Annotated in this window: 1 protein-coding gene; it reads right to left on the bottom strand. The window is 57.7% G+C overall.

What is annotated here, in order from left to right:
- Positions 1-239 (bottom strand): type VI secretion system Vgr family protein (locus EJE49_RS08805; protein ID WP_133313962.1); only part of this gene is annotated, 239 nt, incomplete at both ends.

The raw sequence follows: 239 nt of genomic DNA, 5'->3' as shown, positions 1-239 counted from the left end.
CTTCAACATCAAATCAGGGACGGACTTCAATGCACTATCGGATATTTGCGCAGACTGCGCCACTGCTGCATCGCGCAAGGTCTTGTTCAAACTGTCTGCTGCCGTTAACTGGCTCGCCGCCTCACTCACATCCAGCTGAGTAGACGTCACACTGGCACCGGATTGGCTGCGTTGAGCCGTGGTCAGCCACACACCTTCGTTACCGCGCAACTGCCCCCACGCATCGGTACGCGCCTCCA

Origin of the sequence: Sulfuriferula thiophila (genome assembly GCF_003864975.1) — a bacterium.
Taxonomy (GTDB): Bacteria; Pseudomonadota; Gammaproteobacteria; order Burkholderiales; family Sulfuriferulaceae; genus Sulfuriferula; species Sulfuriferula thiophila.
The sequence above is the reverse complement of the archived record's forward strand: the minus strand, read 5'-3'. Positions and strand labels throughout refer to the sequence as shown.